The sequence below is a fragment of the Variovorax sp. ZS18.2.2 genome (assembly GCF_024701975.1).
Lineage (GTDB): Bacteria > Pseudomonadota > Gammaproteobacteria > Burkholderiales > Burkholderiaceae_C > Variovorax.
Genome location: NZ_JANLNM010000007.1, coordinates 50,877 through 68,297 on the forward strand (window position 1 = coordinate 50,877; position 17,421 = coordinate 68,297).

20 protein-coding genes are annotated in these 17,421 nt (G+C 65.6%); 3 read left to right on the top strand and 17 right to left on the bottom strand.

Translation table 11 applies throughout. The features are described 5' to 3' along the window. Positions 1-159 precede the first annotated feature (159 nt). From NU688_RS24100 to NU688_RS24160, 13 genes are all read right to left on the bottom strand, one after another. Positions 160-1,644, bottom strand: coding sequence for a DegQ family serine endoprotease (locus tag NU688_RS24100; protein WP_257863345.1), 1,485 nt, complete (start codon positions 1,642-1,644; stop codon positions 160-162). Positions 1,645-1,741: 97 nt separating this feature from the next. Beyond that, positions 1,742-2,812: a MucB/RseB C-terminal domain-containing protein gene (locus NU688_RS24105; RefSeq protein ID WP_257863346.1), complete on the bottom strand. Its 1,071-nt coding sequence runs from the start codon at positions 2,810-2,812 to the stop codon at positions 1,742-1,744. A 23-nt stretch (positions 2,813-2,835) separates the two neighbouring features. Further along, entirely contained in the window at positions 2,836-3,501 is a 666-nt protein-coding gene (locus NU688_RS24110; RefSeq protein WP_257863347.1) for a sigma-E factor negative regulatory protein, read from the bottom strand. 17 nt (positions 3,502-3,518) lie between these two features. Next, positions 3,519-4,193 carry an RNA polymerase sigma factor RpoE gene (rpoE, locus tag NU688_RS24115; RefSeq protein ID WP_257863348.1) on the bottom strand — a complete coding sequence of 225 codons (675 nt, stop codon included), beginning with the start codon at positions 4,191-4,193 and terminating at the stop codon, positions 3,519-3,521. 10 nt (positions 4,194-4,203) lie between these two features. Beyond that, the gene (locus NU688_RS24120; RefSeq protein WP_257863349.1) at positions 4,204-4,686 is read right to left on the bottom strand and encodes a hypothetical protein; all 483 of its coding nucleotides are present in this window, start codon (positions 4,684-4,686) and stop codon (positions 4,204-4,206) included. Positions 4,687-4,699: 13 nt separating this feature from the next. Further along, a complete protein-coding gene (gene fabF, locus NU688_RS24125; protein WP_257863350.1) occupies positions 4,700-5,944 on the bottom strand; it encodes a beta-ketoacyl-ACP synthase II in 1,245 nt (414 codons plus the stop codon). A gap of 96 nt (positions 5,945-6,040) precedes the next feature. Next, complete coding sequence (gene acpP / locus NU688_RS24130; protein WP_007830471.1) at positions 6,041-6,280, bottom strand: acyl carrier protein; 240 nt, start codon at positions 6,278-6,280, stop codon at positions 6,041-6,043. Between the two features lie 98 nt (positions 6,281-6,378). After that, the gene (gene fabG, locus NU688_RS24135) at positions 6,379-7,122 is read right to left on the bottom strand and encodes a 3-oxoacyl-ACP reductase FabG (protein ID WP_093434874.1); all 744 of its coding nucleotides are present in this window, start codon (positions 7,120-7,122) and stop codon (positions 6,379-6,381) included. Positions 7,123-7,148: 26 nt separating this feature from the next. After that, the gene (gene fabD, locus NU688_RS24140) at positions 7,149-8,102 is read right to left on the bottom strand and encodes an ACP S-malonyltransferase (protein WP_257863354.1); all 954 of its coding nucleotides are present in this window, start codon (positions 8,100-8,102) and stop codon (positions 7,149-7,151) included. 49 nt (positions 8,103-8,151) lie between these two features. Beyond that, complete coding sequence (locus NU688_RS24145) at positions 8,152-9,129, bottom strand: beta-ketoacyl-ACP synthase III (RefSeq protein ID WP_257863355.1); 978 nt, start codon at positions 9,127-9,129, stop codon at positions 8,152-8,154. Further along, positions 9,129-10,226 carry a phosphate acyltransferase PlsX gene (gene plsX / locus NU688_RS24150; RefSeq protein ID WP_206177785.1) on the bottom strand — a complete coding sequence of 366 codons (1,098 nt, stop codon included), beginning with the start codon at positions 10,224-10,226 and terminating at the stop codon, positions 9,129-9,131. Before plsX ends, NU688_RS24145 begins: the two co-directional genes overlap by 1 nt. Positions 10,227-10,287: 61 nt before the next feature. After that, positions 10,288-10,470: a 50S ribosomal protein L32 gene (rpmF, locus tag NU688_RS24155; protein WP_007830466.1), complete on the bottom strand. Its 183-nt coding sequence runs from the start codon at positions 10,468-10,470 to the stop codon at positions 10,288-10,290. Between the two features lie 164 nt (positions 10,471-10,634). Next, positions 10,635-11,192: a DUF177 domain-containing protein gene (locus NU688_RS24160; RefSeq protein ID WP_257863356.1), complete on the bottom strand. Its 558-nt coding sequence runs from the start codon at positions 11,190-11,192 to the stop codon at positions 10,635-10,637. 83 nt (positions 11,193-11,275) lie between these two features. On the opposite strand from NU688_RS24160, the gene NU688_RS24165 reads away from it, so the two are divergent. Genes NU688_RS24165 through NU688_RS24175 form a run of 3 tightly spaced genes read left to right on the top strand, consistent with a single transcriptional unit; the run spans position 11,276 to position 13,766 of the window. Next, entirely contained in the window at positions 11,276-11,857 is a 582-nt protein-coding gene (locus tag NU688_RS24165; protein WP_257863357.1) for a nucleoside triphosphate pyrophosphatase, read from the top strand. Next, entirely contained in the window at positions 11,818-12,615 is a 798-nt protein-coding gene (locus NU688_RS24170) for an SAM-dependent methyltransferase (protein ID WP_257863358.1), read from the top strand. Before NU688_RS24165 ends, NU688_RS24170 begins: the two co-directional genes overlap by 40 nt. A 2-nt stretch (positions 12,616-12,617) precedes the next feature. Further along, on the top strand, positions 12,618-13,766 hold the full coding sequence (locus tag NU688_RS24175) for an MFS transporter (RefSeq protein ID WP_257863359.1): 1,149 nt from the start codon (positions 12,618-12,620) through the stop codon (positions 13,764-13,766). A 15-nt stretch (positions 13,767-13,781) separates the two neighbouring features. Here the strand turns inward: NU688_RS24175 and NU688_RS24180 are convergent, their stop codons facing one another. The 4 genes from NU688_RS24180 to NU688_RS24195 are packed head-to-tail and all read right to left on the bottom strand — an operon-like array spanning position 13,782 to position 16,960. Beyond that, positions 13,782-14,813: a S49 family peptidase gene (locus NU688_RS24180; protein ID WP_257863360.1), complete on the bottom strand. Its 1,032-nt coding sequence runs from the start codon at positions 14,811-14,813 to the stop codon at positions 13,782-13,784. A 3-nt stretch (positions 14,814-14,816) separates the two neighbouring features. Beyond that, positions 14,817-15,185 carry a Rieske 2Fe-2S domain-containing protein gene (locus NU688_RS24185; RefSeq protein ID WP_257863361.1) on the bottom strand — a complete coding sequence of 123 codons (369 nt, stop codon included), beginning with the start codon at positions 15,183-15,185 and terminating at the stop codon, positions 14,817-14,819. Positions 15,186-15,195: 10 nt separating this feature from the next. Next, the gene (locus NU688_RS24190; RefSeq protein WP_257863362.1) at positions 15,196-15,870 is read right to left on the bottom strand and encodes an HAD family hydrolase; all 675 of its coding nucleotides are present in this window, start codon (positions 15,868-15,870) and stop codon (positions 15,196-15,198) included. Then, positions 15,863-16,960: an RluA family pseudouridine synthase gene (locus NU688_RS24195; protein WP_257863363.1), complete on the bottom strand. Its 1,098-nt coding sequence runs from the start codon at positions 16,958-16,960 to the stop codon at positions 15,863-15,865. The genes NU688_RS24190 and NU688_RS24195 overlap by 8 nt, the downstream gene beginning before the upstream one ends. Positions 16,961-17,421: the final 461 nt, after the last annotated feature.

A 17,421-nucleotide genomic window follows, 5' to 3' on the forward strand; every position in this document is an offset into this window, starting at 1 on the left:
CCGTCCTTAGCCTTCAAATAAGTTAGTGATTACAAACAAATCTCGGTGCTTTTGGCGCTCCAGATTTTTTTAGAGCCCGGCGCCCGAACGTCGTAAACACCTCAAAAAAACGGCCCCAAACCCGACTGCCGGGTGGGGCCACTTGACGGCAGCGCCAGATCAGCGTGAGGGGCGGATCAGGGCGTACTGGGCCCATTCCCCACGGCGGAACAGCACGCTGAGCGCCTTGCTCTTGTCGGCCTTGGCGATCGCGGCCTCGAACTCCTTGACGCTCGAGACTTCGATGTTGCCGATCGACAGGATCACATCTCCTTCCCGCAGGCCGGCCCTCGCAGCGGCATCGCTCGCTGCGTCGATGCGCACTCCGCGCACCTTGAGTTCCTTCTTCTGGGCGTCGGTCAGATCACTGACCGCCAGACCGAGCGATTTGCCTGCAGCCGATGGCTTGGCCTGCGGCTCTTCGCGATCAGGCTGGCGCTTGGACGGCTTGGCCTCCGGATCGCCCTCGGCAACGGTGATCGAGAGTTCACGCGTACTGCCGTTGCGGAACACGGTCAGCGTGCTCTTGACCCCTGGCTTGGTGCTGGCCACCGAGCGCGAGAGATCGCTCGGCGTCTCGATGACCTTGTCGCCGTACTTGGTGATGATGTCGCCCTCGCGCACGCCGGCCTTGTCGGCCGCCGAACCCGGCACCACGCTGCTCACGAGCGCGCCGCGCGCCTTGCCCAGGCCGATGGACTCGGCCACATCCTTCGAGACCGAGCCGATGGCAACGCCGATCAGCCCGCGCGAAACGCGGCCGGTCGCGCGCAGCTGGTCGCTGACGCGAATCGCTTCGTCGATCGGGATCGAGAACGAAATGCCCATGTAGCCGCCCGAGCGCGAGTAGATCTGGCTGTTGATACCGACCACCTCGCCACGCAGGTTGATCAGCGGACCACCCGAGTTGCCCGGGTTGATCGCAACGTCTGTCTGGATCAGGGGCACCAGCTCGCCCGTGTCGCGCTGCTTTGCGCTCACGATGCCGGCGGTCACGGTGTTCTCGAGACCGAAGGGTGAGCCGATGGCCATCACCCATTCGCCGACGCGCAGCTTCGAGATGTCGCCGACCTTCACCACCGGCAGGCCCGTCGCCTCGATCTTGACGACGGCGACGTCACTGCGCTTGTCCGCACCGATCAGCTTGGCCTTGAACTCGCGCTTGTCGGTCAACGTGACGATGATTTCAGACGCATCCTCGATCACGTGGGCATTGGTCATGACGTAGCCGTCGGCAGTCAGGATGAAGCCCGAGCCCACGCCGCGCGGACGCTCTTCTTCCTGGGGCTGTTGCGGGCGGTTCGGGCGCGGACCCGGGCGCGGATTGCCCGGTGCGGGTTGCCCGAAGAAACGCCGGAAGAACTCCTGCATCTCCTCGTCCATTTCCCCGCTGCCGCTGCCACCCCCACGCGTGGAGACTTTCTCGACGGTGCGGATCCCGACGACCGCGGGGCCCACCTGCTCCACGAGATCGGCGAAATCGGGCAATCCACGCGTCTGCGCAATGACCGGCGTGGCCGGCAAGAAACCCACGGCCGCCGTGCAGGCCAGGCCGAATGCGAAGAGATAGGAACGGAGCTTGTGTCCCTCGACTTTGAACATCATCGGTTTTCTTTCAAAAGAACAGAGAGAGCGGCGAAAACAACAAAGGCTATGAGTCGGCGTCAACGGCTTGGTTCAGCGCAATCCGCGCCACCGGCAATCAGCGTGTGCGTGCGAGGCTCTGGGCAAAGGCGTTGAGCGTCTGCTGCGGCACTTCGCCCACCGCGGTCAGCCACCAGTCGCTCGCAGGCTCGGGCAATCGCCGACGGATCGCATTGGTGGCCCCGATGGTCAGCACGCCGTCCCGCGGCGCACGCGCGGCATCGTAGCGCTCGATGAAAAGCGACACCGAGGCCAGGCCATCCGAGAAAGTCCACTGGACCGTTGCGGCGTCCTGCTTCGACTTGTCGCCGCCGGCGGTCGGCCGGCGGAAGAAGCTTCGGGGCTTGAAGCCGGCCACAGGCGCGCTGAGCGTCCAGCCTTCGTCCTGCGCCGTGGTGCGCTCGAGTTCCAGCTTCTCGATGCGGTAGCCCGAGGTGTTGGTCATCATCTGCGCCAGGGCCTGCGCCTTCACCGGCGCATCGAGCTGCAGCTCGGAGAACGCCGATTGCTCCACCACCCGCGATTCGCTGTCGATGGTCTGCAGCTTCACCACCAGGCCCGAGCGGCGCTCGCTCCAGATGCGATAGCCGAAACGCAGTCCGTCGTGCGGCAACAACTGCACCACGTCGGCGTCGAAGCCGGCCACACGGTCCTTGCCGATCGCGCGCACGTCGTAGAAGTCGCCGATCGACGAATCGGTCTTGTCCGGCAGATTGGGAAAGAGATCGAGGTTCTCGCGCTTCTCGACCTTCACGACCTTCGCCTCGGGCAGGAAGGTCATGACATTGCGATTGCGCCGGAAGGTCGAGCGCGGCGGTCCCGACAGGGCCTCGATGCGCTCGATCTGGTGGTCGCCGTCGCGCACATGCCAGATGCGCGCGCTCGACAAGTCGCCGCCCGGCGCCGACACCACGAAGGTGCCCACGTAATTCCGTTGCCGCGCGCCGGTGTGCATGCGCTGCAGCCAGTCGGCCACGCTCATCGCCGGCGGCTCGTCCGTCTGCGCCGAAGCCGCACCCTTGGCGGTCGCCGGGCCGGAGCGGTTTTGTGCGGTGGCAACCTGCACGAAGCAGAAGGCTGCAAACACAAGCACGAACGCGCGTGCGGAGATCGGCATCTGAACGGTCATTGCGGGCAGTTACGGACGCGCCATCAGCGCGTAGGTCCCTCGAAGGTGGCGTTGCGCAGGAAACCGGAAGGCATTTGCGAAGCGCCGCCAGCCTGCTGGTGCGCTTCGAGCAATTGATCGAGGCGCGGATCGCGCAGCATGACTTGCGGATTGCCGTTGCCCACCATCACGCGCGTGGGCGTCAGCGTGGTGCTGGAGGGCTGCTGGCTGTTGACGGCGGCCGCCGCCAGAACCGAATTCACCGCAGGCTGTTGCTGGGCCGCGATCTGCGCGCCGGCCTGCGAACCGGCCGTGCCGTTGCCGATCAGCGTCCAGCTGATGGCCGCCACGGCGACCATCGAAGCGGCACCCGCCACCAGCTTCCAGCGGAAGACCGGTTCGTTGGCCGCATCGGCCCTGCGCTGGATCTGGACCGCGGCCGGTGCGGCAATGGGCACCAGCGCCGGCATCGCGATCACGGGCTCCGCAGCAAGCCGCTGCTGGAAACGCGCGAGGAACGCCGAGCTGTCGCTGCACGCCGAATGGGAGCCCGAACGCAACACGTCGCCCACCACGTGGTAGGTGTGCCATGCCGCGCGCGAATCGCCCTCGGTGCAGACCGCGTCGATCGCCTGCGCGAACGCCTCACCCTGCAAATGACCATCCGCAAGTGCGGACACCTGTTCCCGAACCGTCATCGTCTGATTCATTTCATTCACCTGCTTACTTACCAACGCTTGCCGGACTGGTTGTCCAGAAGCGGTTTGACCCTGGCCGAAATGGCTTCGCGCGCCCGGAAAATACGTGAGCGCACCGTGCCGATAGGGCAATTCATGACCTCGGCAATCTCTTCGTAACTCATCCCCTCGATCTCGCGCAGCGTGACCGCCTGGCGCAGTTCGGCCGGAAGCGCTTCCATGGCAGCCTCGACGGCATTGGCGATTTCCTTCGCCGCCAGGACCGATTCGGGGGTTTCGTCGCTGATTGGTTCGTTTCCGGGACGGTAAGTTTCATCGTCGTCGTCGGAAGACGGTCGCAGCGCGCTTTCGGAGATGGTCGGATCGCGCTTCATGTCCACCAGCGCCTTCTTGGCGGTGTTGACCGCGATCCGGTAGAGCCAGGTGTAGAACTGCGCCTCGCCGCGGAACTGGTGCAGCGCGCGGTAGGCGCGAATGAAGGTTTCCTGGGCAATGTCCTCGACCAGGTCGACATCGCGCACCATGCGGCCGATCAGGCGCTCGATACGGCGCTGGTACTTGATGACCAGGAGTTCGAAGGCCTTCTGGTCGCCCGCGACCGTGCGCTGGACCAACTGGAAATCGACCTCGCCCGGGCGCGGTGCTTCGGCCGACGCGTCGGTCAGGCCGGACTCCGGTGGTACGGGCGGGGGAGACGTTGTCATCGACGGGGTTTCAGGGCGCGTCGGCGGGTGCCGTCGCGCGCCACGGATCGCCCGCGGGCTCGGCGGCCGGCGCACGCGAATAGACCGCCCGGCGCACGTCGCGCCAGCGTTCCGGCATGGTCCGCTGCTCGAGCCAGACCCAGCGCGAGGCGCGGCCCGGCTCCGAGAGCCTGACCAGCATCAGCGACTGGAAATCGAGCGCGACCGTGGCCCGCGCCGCACGAACGCCGCGGGTCGGATCGGCCCCCGTCAGGGACCAATAGAGTCCGTCGAAATGCAGCGTGGCGGCGCCATCGCGCCGCAAGCCAAAGCCCGCGGCCACGCCAGAGAAGACGACGCTGAGAACCAGCAGCAGCTGGCGCCATCCAGCGCTATCGAAGAGATAGCAGGATGCGCCCGCGCAGCAGGCGCCCAGGGCCCAGAGAACGACAAGAATCCGGGTTGCGCCACGTGAGCGCCCCACCGGATAGGTCACCGACGGCGCGCTGTGCATGGGAGAGCAATGCTCAAGCGCGCTTGAACACCAGCGTACCGTTGGTGCCGCCGAAGCCGAAGTTGTTCTTGACCGCGACGTCGATCTTCAGATCGCGCGCCTCGTTGGCGCAGTAGTCGAGATCGCACTCCGGATCCTGGTTGAAGATGTTGATGGTCGGCGGGCTCTTCTGCTCGTGCAGTGCAAGCACCGTGAACACAGATTCGATGCCGCCCGCGCCGCCCAGCAGGTGGCCGGTCATGGACTTGGTCGAATTCACGACGAGCTTCTTCGCGTGATCGCCGAAGGCGAGCTTGACCGCGTTGGTCTCGTTCAGATCGCCGATCTGCGTCGAGGTGCCGTGCGCGTTCAGGTACTGGACCTGATCGGCATTGACACCCGCATTGGCCAGCGCCATCGCCATCGAACGGCGGGGGCCATCGACGTCGGGCGCGGTCATGTGGTACGCGTCGCCGGTCAGGCCGAAGCCCGCGACTTCCGCGTAAATCTTGGCACCGCGCGCCTTGGCATGCTCGTACTCCTCGAGCACCAGCACGCCGGCGCCCTCGCCCAGCACGAAGCCGTCGCGATCCTTGTCCCACGGGCGCGAGGCCGTGGCGGGATCGTCGTTGCGTGTGCTCAGCGCGCGAGGCGCGGTGAAGCCACCAATGCCGAGCGGGGAAATGGTCGACTCGGCGCCGCCGGCGATCATGACGTCGGCATCGCCGTACTCGATCATGCGTGCCGACGTGCCGATGGCATGCAGACCCGTGGTGCAGGCAGTGACGACGGCGATGTTCGGGCCCTTGAAGCCGTACTTGATCGACACGTGGCCCGAGATCATGTTGATGATCGACGCCGGCACGAAGAACGGCGAAATGCGGCGCGGGCCGCGACTCGCGTATTCGGCGTGCGTTTGTTCGATCATCGGCAGACCGCCGATGCCCGAGCCGATGTTGCAGCCGATGCGAACGGCCTTTTCATAGGACAGCGCTTCGCCGGTTGGCAGTCCGCTGTCCTGCACCGCCTGGATGGCGGCGGCAAGCCCCAGATGAATGAAGCGGTCCATGTGACGCGCTTCTTTCTCCGAGATGTATTGGGTGATGTCGAAACCCTTCACCTCACCGGCGAACTTGCAGGCGAAGGCGCTTGCATCGAACGCGGTGATGTTCGCAATGCCCGATTTCCCGGCCAACAAGTTGGCCCAGGATTCGGTTGCGGTGTTTCCGACAGGAGCGATGCAACCGAGTCCGGTCACGACGACGCGGCGTTTGGTCATGCCGGCAAACCTTTCTGGAAGCGCTGAACAGTTGCTGGTCGGCGCGTGCGGTTCGATAAAAAGCCGCCGGCCGCAGTCGCAGTGTCAGCTGGCCTATCAGGCCTTTTGATTCTTGGTGGCGTAGTCGACGGCGTTTTGCACCGTGGTGATCTTCTCGGCATCTTCATCGGGGATCTCAATGCCGAACTCGTCTTCGAGTGCCATCACGAGTTCGACCGTGTCGAGCGAGTCAGCGCCGAGGTCGGCCACGAAAGCCTTTTCGTTCGTCACTTGGGACTCTTCCACGCCGAGTTGCTCGGCGATGATTTTCTTGACACGTGCTTCGATATCGCTCATTTGGTTCCCTCTGAGGGTTGTAGGTAATCGGTGGATTTTAGCCGGGCGGATTGTGGCATTTGCCTCACCCCCGGTACGGGAAAGATTGCGCCTTGCGGCTACATGTGCATGCCGCCATTCACATGCAACTCCTGCCCGGTCACGTAGGACGCCTGGGGCGATGCGAGGTACGCCACCGCATGCGCGATGTCGGCCGGCTTGCCCAGATGTCCCAGCGGGATCTGCTGCAGGAGTGCTTGTTGCTGCGCCTCGGGGAGGCTCGCCGTCATGTCGGTTTCGATGAAGCCCGGCGCGACGCAGTTGACGGTGATGTTGCGGCTGCCCAGTTCGCGGGCCAGGGCGCGGGTCATGCCCGCGACACCGGCCTTGGCGGCTGCGTAGTTGGCCTGGCCGGCATTGCCGGAGGCGCCCACCACGCTCGTGATGCTGATGATGCGGCCGTAGCGCTGCTTCATCATCGGGCGGATCACCGCGCGCGAGAGGCGGAACACGGCCTTGAGATTGGTGTCGAGCACCGCATCCCAGTCGTCGTCCTTCATGCGCATGGCGAGCGTGTCGCGCGTGATGCCGGCGTTGTTGACCAGCACGTGGATCGCGCCGTAGGCCTGGACGATCTCGTCGATCAGCGCCTCGACGGCTGCGGCGTCATTCACGTTGAGTGCACGGCCACGGCCGTCGAATGCGCTCAGGGCCGAAGTGATCTTCGCCGCGCTGTCCTCGGTGGTGCCGGTGCCGACCACCTTGAGGCCGCGTTGCGCCAGCTCGAGCGCAATCGCTGCGCCGATACCGCGCGATGCGCCGGTGACCAGAGCGACTTGCCCTTCGAATTTGGGAATGCTCATATAAAAAGTATCGGGTCCTGCGCCGTTCAGCCGGCGAGCGATTGTCGGGTGTCCGCGAGCGTCGCCGGGTCGTACACCGACGCAGCTTCGAGATCGGGGGCGATGCGCTTGACCATACCGGCCAGCACCTTGCCGGGCCCGCACTCGATGATGGCGGCTACACCGCGCAGTTTCAAGGCCTGCACGCTCTCGACCCAGCGAACCGGGCCGGCCGCCTGGCGCACCAGGGCGTCGCGGATGCGGTCCGGGTCGCTTTCGACGGCCACGTCGATGTTGTTCAGCACTGGAATCTGCGGCGCGGCGAGGGTAAGGCTGGCGAGTTTTTCGCGCAGCGCTTCTGCGGCAGGCTTCATCAGGCTCGAATGGAAAGGCGCCGAAACGGGCAGCAGCAGCGCGCGCTTCGCGCCATTGGCCTTGAGCAACTCGCAAGCCTTGTCGACGGCCGCCTTGCTGCCGGCGATCACGGTCTGCGCCGGATCGTTGAAATTCACGGCCTCGACGATTTCAGCGCTGCCTGCGCCGAAGGAGGCCGTCGCTTCCGCGCAGCCTGCCACGACCTTGCCAGACTCCATGCCCAGCACAGCGGCCATGGCGCCGACACCGACAGGCACGGCCTGCTGCATCGCCTGTGCACGGAAGCGCACCAGTGGCGCGGCTTGCGCCAGCGTCAACACGCCGGAAGCCACCAGCGCCGAGTACTCGCCCAGCGAATGACCTGCCACGACGGAAGGCATTGCGCCGCCTTCGGACAACCAGGCGCGCCAGGCTGCGACACCGGCGACCAGCATCACGGGCTGCGTATTGGTGGTGAGTGCCAGATCTTCCTTCGGGCCGTTCTTGATCAGCGCGCCGACGTCTTCGCCCAGCGCTGCGGAAGCCTCGCGCAGCGTTTCCGCGACTGCCGGATGGTCGCCCCAGGCGTCGAGCATGCCGACAGCCTGCGAGCCCTGACCCGGGAATACAAAAGCAAAGGATTTCATTGTTCTATGCGTCATATCGCATCGCAGCCCTGGAGAGGACCGCAATACGCTACAGATTAAGCAGCACGGCGCCCCAGGTGAAACCACCGCCCACGCCTTCGAGCATGAGGGTTTCGCCCTTCTTCACCTTGCCGGAGCGCACCGCTTCGTCGAGCGCCAGCGGAATCGACGCGGCCGAGGTGTTGCCGTGCTCATTGACCGTGACAATCAGTTTCTCGCGCGGCAGCTTCAGCTTCTTGGCCGTGCCTTCCATGATGCGGATGTTGGCCTGGTGCGGAATCAGCCAGTCGATATCCGCCTCAGTCTTGCCGGCCTTGGCCAGCGCAGTGCGCGCGGCCTCTTCGAGCACCCGAACCGCCAGCTTGAACACGGCTTGCCCATCCATATGCAGCAGCGGCGTGCCCAGCACATTGCCACCGGACACATGCCCCGGCACGCACAGGATGCCGACGTGCTTGCCGTCCGCATGCAGATCGCTCGACAGGATGCCGGGCTCGTCGCTGGCCTCCAGCACCACCGCGCCCGCGCCGTCACCGAACAACACGCAGGTGGTGCGGTCGTTGAAATCGAGGATGCGGGAGAACACTTCGGCGCCGATCACCAGTGCACAGCGCGCAGTGCCGGTGCGGATCATGGCGTCGGCCACGGTCAGCGCGTAAACGAAGCCACTGCAGACCGCCTGGACATCGAAGGCCGGGCAGCCGGCAATGCCGAGCTTGTTCTGGAGGATGGCGGCCGACGACGGAAACACCATGTCGGGCGTCGAGGTCGCAACGATGATCAGGTCGACGTCGCTGGGCTTGCGGCCCGCCGCTTCGAGTGCGTGCTTCGCGGCCTCGAGACCGAGATCGCTGCTGCCGACATCCGGCGCGGCAAAGTGGCGCGCATGGATGCCGGTGCGCTCGACGATCCACTGATCGGAGGTTTCGATGCCGCGCGACGCCAGTTCCTTGGCGAGATCGTCATTGGTCACGCGGCGTGGGGGCAGATAACTGCCGGTGCCGGTGATGCGTGAAAAAGGGGTCATCAAACGTGAAGGGCCGTCGCGTCGACCGGCACCGCCGGTTCCTGCCGCGCGAGCAAAGGCGCGGCGTGGGCGATGCGGGCCCGCACGCGATCGAGCAGGTTGTTGCGAGCGGCATCATAAGCGCGATCCAGCGCATGCCCGAAAGCCACTTCGTCGGCCGAGCCATGGCTCTTGAAAACCAGTCCACGGAGGCCCAGCAAGGCAGCCCCGTTGTATCGACGGTGATCCAGACGGCTTTTGAACGCCTTTAGAACCGGGTAAGCAACAATTGCCGCAATCTTGGTGAAAATGCTTCGCGAAAATTCAACGCGAATGAACTCGCCAATCATCGAGGCCACGCCTTCGCTGGCCTTCAGCGCAACATTTCCGACGAAGCCGTCGCAAACGACGATATCGGTCGTGCCCTTGAAAATATCGTTGCCTTCGACGTTGCCGTAGAAGTTCAAATCCTTGGAATTAGCGGCCGTACGCAGCAATTGACTTGCCTTTTTGATCGTTTCGCTGCCCTTGATGGCTTCTTCACCAATATTGAGCAGACCCACCGAAGGCGCTTCGTTGCCAGTCAGCGCCGAAACCAGCGCCGAGCCGAGCACGGCGAATTGAAGCAGGTCTTCGGCATCGCAATCGACGTTCGCACCCAGATCGAGCACGGTGGTCGCGCCACCTTTCGCGTTCGGGAGTTGCGGCGCGATCGCGGGGCGATCGATGCCGTCGAGCGTCTTGAGCAGGTAACGGGCGATCGCCATCAAGGCGCCGGTGTTGCCAGCGGAGATTGCTGCTTGCGCAGCGCCATCCTTGACCTGCTGGATCGCGACACGCATCGAAGAATCCTTCTTCTTGCGCAGCGCAATTTCAATGGGATCGTCCATGCCCACCACTTCGCTGGCGGCAACGATGCGGGCGCGTGGATGTGCAGCGAAACCCGCCAGCGCGGCCGGCGCACCGACCAGCAGCAACGAGGCTTCGCTGTGCCGCTCGAGAAACGCGCGGCAGGCCGCGAGCGTGACGCGCGGCCCATGGTCGCCTCCCATGCAATCCACGGCGAGCGTGATTGCAGAAGGCGCAGCAGTGAATTCGGGAGAAGAAGGCGTAGCCATCAAAACAAAGGCCCGACGCTACAGGGAAAGTAGCTTCGGGCCTTGGCCTTGGAGTGCGAGATCAGGCTTCGGACTTGTTCTTGAGCACCTGACGGCCACGGTAGAAACCGTTGGGGCTGATGTGGTGGCGCAGATGCGTTTCGCCAGTGGTCGGCTCCACGGCGATGCCGGGCACGACCAGTGCATTGTGGGAACGGTGCATGCCGCGCTTGGAAGGCGACTTCTTGTTTTGCTGGACGGCCATGATGGCTCCTGGACTGTTAGGTGAGTGACTGGATACGGGCTCAAGCGGTGGCGATACAAAAAAGTGAGCGGCATGTATGGAATGCCCCTGCCTGTTATCTCTGTATCGCTGCTCACGGCGGCGCGCGCGAAGCCCATGATTATAGCCTAGCCGCCGGAAAAGGGCTACTTGCCCTCTTCCGGCTTGCGCGAACGCAACGCTCCGAGCACCGCGAACGGGTTCGGCTTGGCTTCCTCGGCCGCCAGGAAATCGTCATCGCTGGACGACAGGCGAACTGGCTCGGGGCAGACGTCATGGACGGGCATGACGGGAATCTCCATCAACAGCTCGTCCTCGATCAGGGTGTGCAGGTCGAAATCCCTGCTGATAACCAGCAGGTCTTCGTCGGATTCATCGTCTTCGGCCTCCGCCGTGGCCTCGTCGGCAACGAAACGGAACCAGCGATCGACCACGAGTTCCGCCTCGACAGGCGCAAGGCAGCGCTGGCACGTCAACGGAACGATCGCCTCGGCTTCCAGGTGCAGCCAGGGCGCGGCCTTGCCGTCGGCGCCCGGGCGCTCCTCGCCGGTGGCGTCCCAGTGGACGACGGCATCGACAGCCGGATCCGCCAGTTCGGCGACAAGGCGCACATAGTTAGGGACCGGGTCGGCGGCATTCAGGGTTGCGGCTGCGGCGGCAAAGCCGGCCACGTCGAGCCGTTCGGGGGCAAATTCTCTCTTCATCCGCGCCAGTCTAGCGCGCCAGCCGCTTCACCGGCATGGTGCGTGCCAGAAGGTTTTTGCGCGGCTCACGCACAATCGTCTCCATGCAACGCCCCGTGATCCTCGCCTCGACCTCGCGCTATCGCCGCGAATTGATGACCCGCCTGCGCCTGCCCTTCGATGTGCACGCCCCGGAAGTCGATGAAACCGCACTGGACGGCGAAACGCCCCGCGCGCTGGCCGAACGCCTCGCATTGGAAAAAGCCAACGCAGTCGCCGCCCGCTTCCCCGAAGCGGTGGTCATCGGCTCCGACCAGGTGGCTGACCTCGCCGGCGAGGCGCTCGGCAAGCCCGGCGACCACACCCGCGCCACCGCCCAATTGCGCCGGATGCGCGGCCAGACGCTGATCTTCCAGACGGCAGTCGCCGTCGTCTGCCACGCCACCAGCTTCGTCCAGCGCGACCTGGCGCCCGTGCGCGTCGTGTTCCGCGAACTCAGCGACGCCGCCATCGAGCGTTATCTCCAGGCCGAGCAGCCCTACGACTGCGCCGGCAGCGCCAAGAGCGAAGGCCTCGGCATCGCATTGCTGAATGCCATCGACAGCGACGACCCGACCGCACTGGTCGGCCTCCCGCTGATCCGCACATGCCAGATGCTGCGCGCCGCGGGGGTCGAACTCCTGTGACCCACGGCAAGCTCTACCTCGTCCCCGCGCCGCTCGATTTCGGCTGCGACGTGCAGGCCCCGCTGCAGGACGCGCTGCCGCTCGGCACCCTGCAGGTGGCCGCCGGCATCACGCACTGGATCTGCGAGAACGCAAAATCCGCCCGCGCCTACCTCAAGCGCATCGACGCCGTCGCGCCGCTGGCCGCCCCGCTGCAAGCGCAGGACATCCAGGAACTCCCGCGCGAAGTGCACAAGAAAGGTGATCACGCCGGCCAGTTCGACGCCCGGCCGCTGCTGGCCGCAGCGCTCGAAGGCCACGACATTGGCCTGCTGAGCGAAGCCGGCATGCCGGCGGTGGCCGACCCAGGCTCCTCGGTGGCGCGCGCCGCGCACGACCTGGGGATCACCGTCGTGCCTCTCACCGGTCCGGTCTCGTTGCTGCTGGCGCTGGCCGCGAGCGGCCTGAACGGCCAGAACTTCGCCTTCGTCGGCTACCTGCCGCAGGACGCGAGCGAGCGCCAGACCCGCATCCGCGAGCTCGAAGCGATCGCCCTCAAGACCGGTCAGACGCAGCTGTTCATCGAAACGCCCTATCGCAATGCCGCCCTGTTGCAGGCGCTGGTTCAAACCATGCACCAGAACACCCGCCTTGCCGTCGCACGCGGCCTGACCCTCGCAACGTCCCATGTGCGCAGCGAGACCGTGAAATCCTGGCGCGCCAAGCCCCAGACCGCCACCGACGAACGCCTGCCCGCCGTGTTCGCGATCGGGCGCTGACGATGGTGGTGGTGACCGCCGGCACGCGCTGGGCCTCGCGCGCGCAATTCTTTTCTTCAGGCTTCATCTTCGCGACCTGGGGCGTGCATGTGCCCACGGTCAAAGCGCACTACGGCCTCGACGAAGCCCAACTCGGGCTGGCCCTGCTCGCCGCAGGCGCCGGCGCAATGTTCGGCCTGACCAGCGCGGGCCGCTGGATCGGTCGCCACGGCCCGCGCCGGATCGCCGCCCTTTTCGGCTGCGTCTATGCGCTATTGCTTGCCGGCCTGATCGCCATGCCGGGCTACTTCGCACTGATGGGCCTGCTGGCCGCGTTCGGCCTCGTCACCAGCGTGTTCGACGTGGCCATCAACACCGAGGCGGCCCAACTCGAGATGCAAAGCGGCACGCCCCTGATGAGCGGCATGCACGGCATGTTCAGCCTGGGCGGCATGGCTGGTGCTGCGAGCGGCAGTGCGGTGCTTGCAGCGGGAATGGGTGCACAGACGCACCTGCTGCTTGTCACCGTGGCGATGGTGCTGCTGGTTGCCCTGTCCTCGACACGCATGCTGCCCAAGGCGGCCACGGGCAACACAACCGGTGCCGACCACAGCTTTCGCCTGCCCCGCGGCCCGCTCGCGGTGCTCGGCGTGCTGGCCGCACTGGGCCTGATCGCCGAAGGCGCGATCTACGACTGGAGCGTTCTCTATATGCAGCAGGAGCTCGGCAGCCCGCAGAAGCAGGCGGCGCTGGCCTATGCGGCGTTCTCCGCGGCCATGGCGGCTGCGCGCTTCGGCGGTGACGCGATGCGCGCCCGCTTCACCCCGGTTGCCTTGCTGCGCGGAAGCGGTGTGCTCGCGGCCGCCGCGATGACGCTGGTGCTGCTGACCGACCTCCCCTGGCTCGCGCTGATCGGCTTCGCCGGCGTCGGGATCGGTTTTGCGAACGTGGTGCCGATCCTGTTCGGCGCTTCGGCCCGCGTTCCGGGCGTCGAACCCGCCAGCGGCATCGCGTCGGTGTCGGCCGTGGCCTACCTGGGATTCATGGCCGGCCCCGCGGTGATCGGCCTGCTGGCGCGGGCCAGTTCGCTGACCGCCGCGCTCTACGTGGTGGTGATCTTCGCCGCAGCGCTGGCCGCTTCAGCCCGCTTCACGCGCAGCGAAGCGGCCTGAGGGTTTTTATCTGCTTCAGCGCAGCGCGGGCGTCGCGACCTGCAGCGAACGCACCGAGGCTTCGCCCATCGCGGCGCCGAACTTCTTGGCCAGCTTCTCGGCCACGTTGTCGCGGCGGGTGTAGTCGATGACCTCTTCGGCCTTGATCACCTCGCGCGCGACGAAATCGACGTTGCCGAGCTGGTCGGCCAGCCCGTATTCGACCGCCTGCTCGCCGCTCCAGAAGAGGCCGCTGAACAGGCCGGGAGTGTCGAGCTTCAGCCGATCGCCGCGGCCGGTCTTCACCACGTTGATGAACTGCGCGTGGATCTGGTTGAGCATCGTCTGGGCGTGTGCACGCTGCGCGTCGCTCATCGGGCTGAACGGATCGAGGAAGCCCTTGTTCTCGCCGGCCGTGAGCAGGCGCCGCTCCACGCCGACCTTGTCCATCACGCCGGTGAAGCCGAAGCCGTCCATCAGCACGCCGATGCTGCCGACGATGCTGGCCTTGTCGACGAAGATCTTGTCGGCGCCGGCGGCAATGTAATAAGCCGCCGAAGCGCAGGTCTCCTCGACCACCGCGTAGACCGGCTTCTTGTGCTTGGCCTTCAGGCGCTTGATCTCGTCATTGATGATGCCGGCCTGCACGGGGCTGCCGCCCGGCGAGTTGATCAGCAGCACCACGCCCTTGGCGCCTTCGTCCTCGAAGGCCGTCTTCATGGCGGCCACGACGAATTCGGCGCTGGCGTCGCCGCCGGCTGCGATCTCGCCCTTGATCTCGACGACCGCCGTGTGGGCCGTCGTCTTGGCGGTGCTCGGCGTGCTGCGCGAGAGCGCGAACCACGCCAGGAAGATGAAGAAGGCGAGCCACGAAAGACGCACGAAGGTCTTCCAGCGGCGGGTGGCCTTCTGCTCGCCGAGCGCGGCGAAGGCGAGCTTTTCAAGCGTTGCGCGCTCCCAGCCGGGGCGCTGTGTAGGGTCTTGAGCCATGTTCTTGGGGGTGGTGAGGGGAGCTACCGGTTCCAACGGATCGAAACCCTCGGGTTCCCTGCGATTCGGGTCGGTCATGTGTCAGAAGGTGAGAGGTTGGAGGTTCCAGGCAGTATGCCAGTGCACCACGCCGTCGCGTTCGCTCAAGGCGATCTTCACGAGGCCGCCGCGGCAGGGGCCGCCCATGCATTCGCCGGTGTCGGGCTGGTAGACCGCGCCGTGCGTGGCGCACAGCAGCCACTGGCCTGTGTCGTCGAAGAAGCGGTCGGGCTGGAAGTCCATTTCCATCGCCACGTGGCTGCACCGATTGAGGTACGCATGCGGCTGGCCCTCGAAACGCACCGCGAAGGCACGGCAGGTTTCGCCGCCGTGAACCACATCGAAAGGCACGGCGCGGCCGCCTTCGACGAGGTCCGCGGCATTGCACAGCGGGATGTGCGCTTCGCTCATGACGAAATCTTCAGGCGTTGTCGAGGAGCCACGTTTCGAGCGCGGGCACCGTGTGGGCGACGAACAGCGGCTTGAATTCGTCGAAGCTCGCGGGCTCGTGCGCGCCGTAGCTCACGCCCACGCTGGCGCAGCCGGCATTCATCGCCAACTGCAGGTCGTGCGTGGTGTCGCCGATCATCAACGTGCGCTCGGCAGGCACGTCGAGCTCTTCCATCAGCTCCAGCAGCATGCGCGGATGCGGCTTGCCGAAGGTCTCGTCGGCGGTGCGCGAGGCGTCGAAGCGGTCGCGCAGTGCCACCGACTTCAGCGCCTCGTTCAACCCGCGGCGCGACTTGCCGGTGGCCACGGCCAGCTTGTGGCCGCGCGCGCGCAGGGCGTCGAGCATCTGCAGCACGCCGTCGAACAGCACCAGGTCATCTTGATGCTGCAGGTAGTGATAGCGGTAGCGCGCGCCGAGCTCGGCGTACTTTTCCTTCGGCACATCGGGCGCCGCACGTGCGAGGGCTTCCGCGAGCCCGAGGCCGATCACCCAGGCGGCATCGTTCTCGGTGGGCTTGGCGCCGCCGACATCGATGACCGCGGCCTGTATGCATCGCACGATCAGGCGTGTGGAATCGTAAAGCGTGCCGTCCCAGTCGAAGGCGATCAGGTCGAAGCGGGGAGGTCTTGCGGAGGAATCAGTCATGGGCCGTGGGAGTGGGGTGTTGGGCCAGCGCCTGGAGCGCGGAGGGCGGCATCAGCGCGTGCAGTTCGGGCGGCAGGTCGGCCTGCAGCGCGATGCGCTCGCCGCCCGCCGGGTGGTTGAACTGCAATCGCCATGCGTGGAGAAACATGCGCTTCAAGCCGAGTTTCTGCAATGCGCGCTGGCGCTCGAAATCGCCGTATTTGTCGTCGCCCGCGATCGCATGGCCGGCCGAGGCCAGGTGCACGCGAATCTGGTGGGTGCGTCCGGTCTTGATCGTCACCGCCAGCAGTGACAGCGGCGTGGCGTCGCCCGGCAACGTGAGCCGCGCGAGCACGCGAACCAGCGTGATGGCGCGCATCGCGTCGGGATGGTCCTTGGGGACCACGCGCACGCGGCGTTCGCCGGCACCGGCGCCGGAACCGTCGGGCAGCAAATATTTGGCGAGCGGCGCATCGAGCACCTTCTTGTTGGCAGGCCAGTCGCCTTCGACCAGCGCCAGGTAGGTCTTGCCGGTTTCGCGCTCGCGGAACTGGTCCTGCAGCGCAACCAGCGCGCTACGCTTCTTGGCGACCAGCAGGATGCCGGAGGTTTCGCGGTCCAGCCGGTGGACCAGTTCCAGGAATCTGGCGCCCGGCCGCGCCGTGCGCAGCTGCTCGATCACACCGAAGCTCACACCGCTGCCGCCGTGCACTGCCACGCCGGCGGGCTTGTCGATGGCCAGGACGGCATCGTCTTCGAGCAGCACCGGGAATTCACGGGCCGGTGCGGGAGGTGTTGCGCCCTCCTCCGCGCGCGGAGAAATCCGCACCGGCGGGAGCCTGAGCACGTCGCCCACCTCGATCCGGGTCTCTGCCTGCACACGCCCCTTGTTGATACGAACCTCGCCCGACCGGATGATCCGGTAGACATGCGTCTTCGGCACGCCTTTCAGATGGCGAAAAAGAAAATTGTCGAGGCGCTGCCCCGCCGACTCCGCGTCGACGGTGATGAATTTGATGGCCCCGTGCGCACCTGCCTCGGTCCCGGCATTTCGATCTGCGGGATTTGGAGCGGTCTCGGGGCTTTGCTTCGCACCTATAATGTTTTTCACCAGCGCGGTCGTGTAAGTGCTTGATTAGACAGAAGTTTAGAGCACTGACGACCATGCTGTGAGGTCGATGCCGCTTTGGCGCCGAGCTGCAAACCCCGCGCAATTGCGCAAAGTGGCAGGCCCGGCACCCAAGTCAAGCCGACACCCACGAAACACCGATACGGAATACCCAGCCTGCAGCTTCCAAGCTGCCGGCGGATCGAAGCGAGTCCCTTGTTGTGTTGATGCTGCTGATTCAAATATGCCTTCGCTGGCCGACCTGGCTTCTGCCAGCGGCCTCCGGCATTGGATCTTTTGCAGCGCGCGCCCCCCTTGCGCAACCGGCGATCGAAAAGATCGCCACTCAACACCGAATCTGGCTCGCGCCCATCCACGCGCCCCCACCCCGGCTGTCTTCTTGAGCTGACGCTCGAGAGGCCTGCTCGCGCCTGGCGCGGCAGTCACAGCATCCGGGGCCAAGC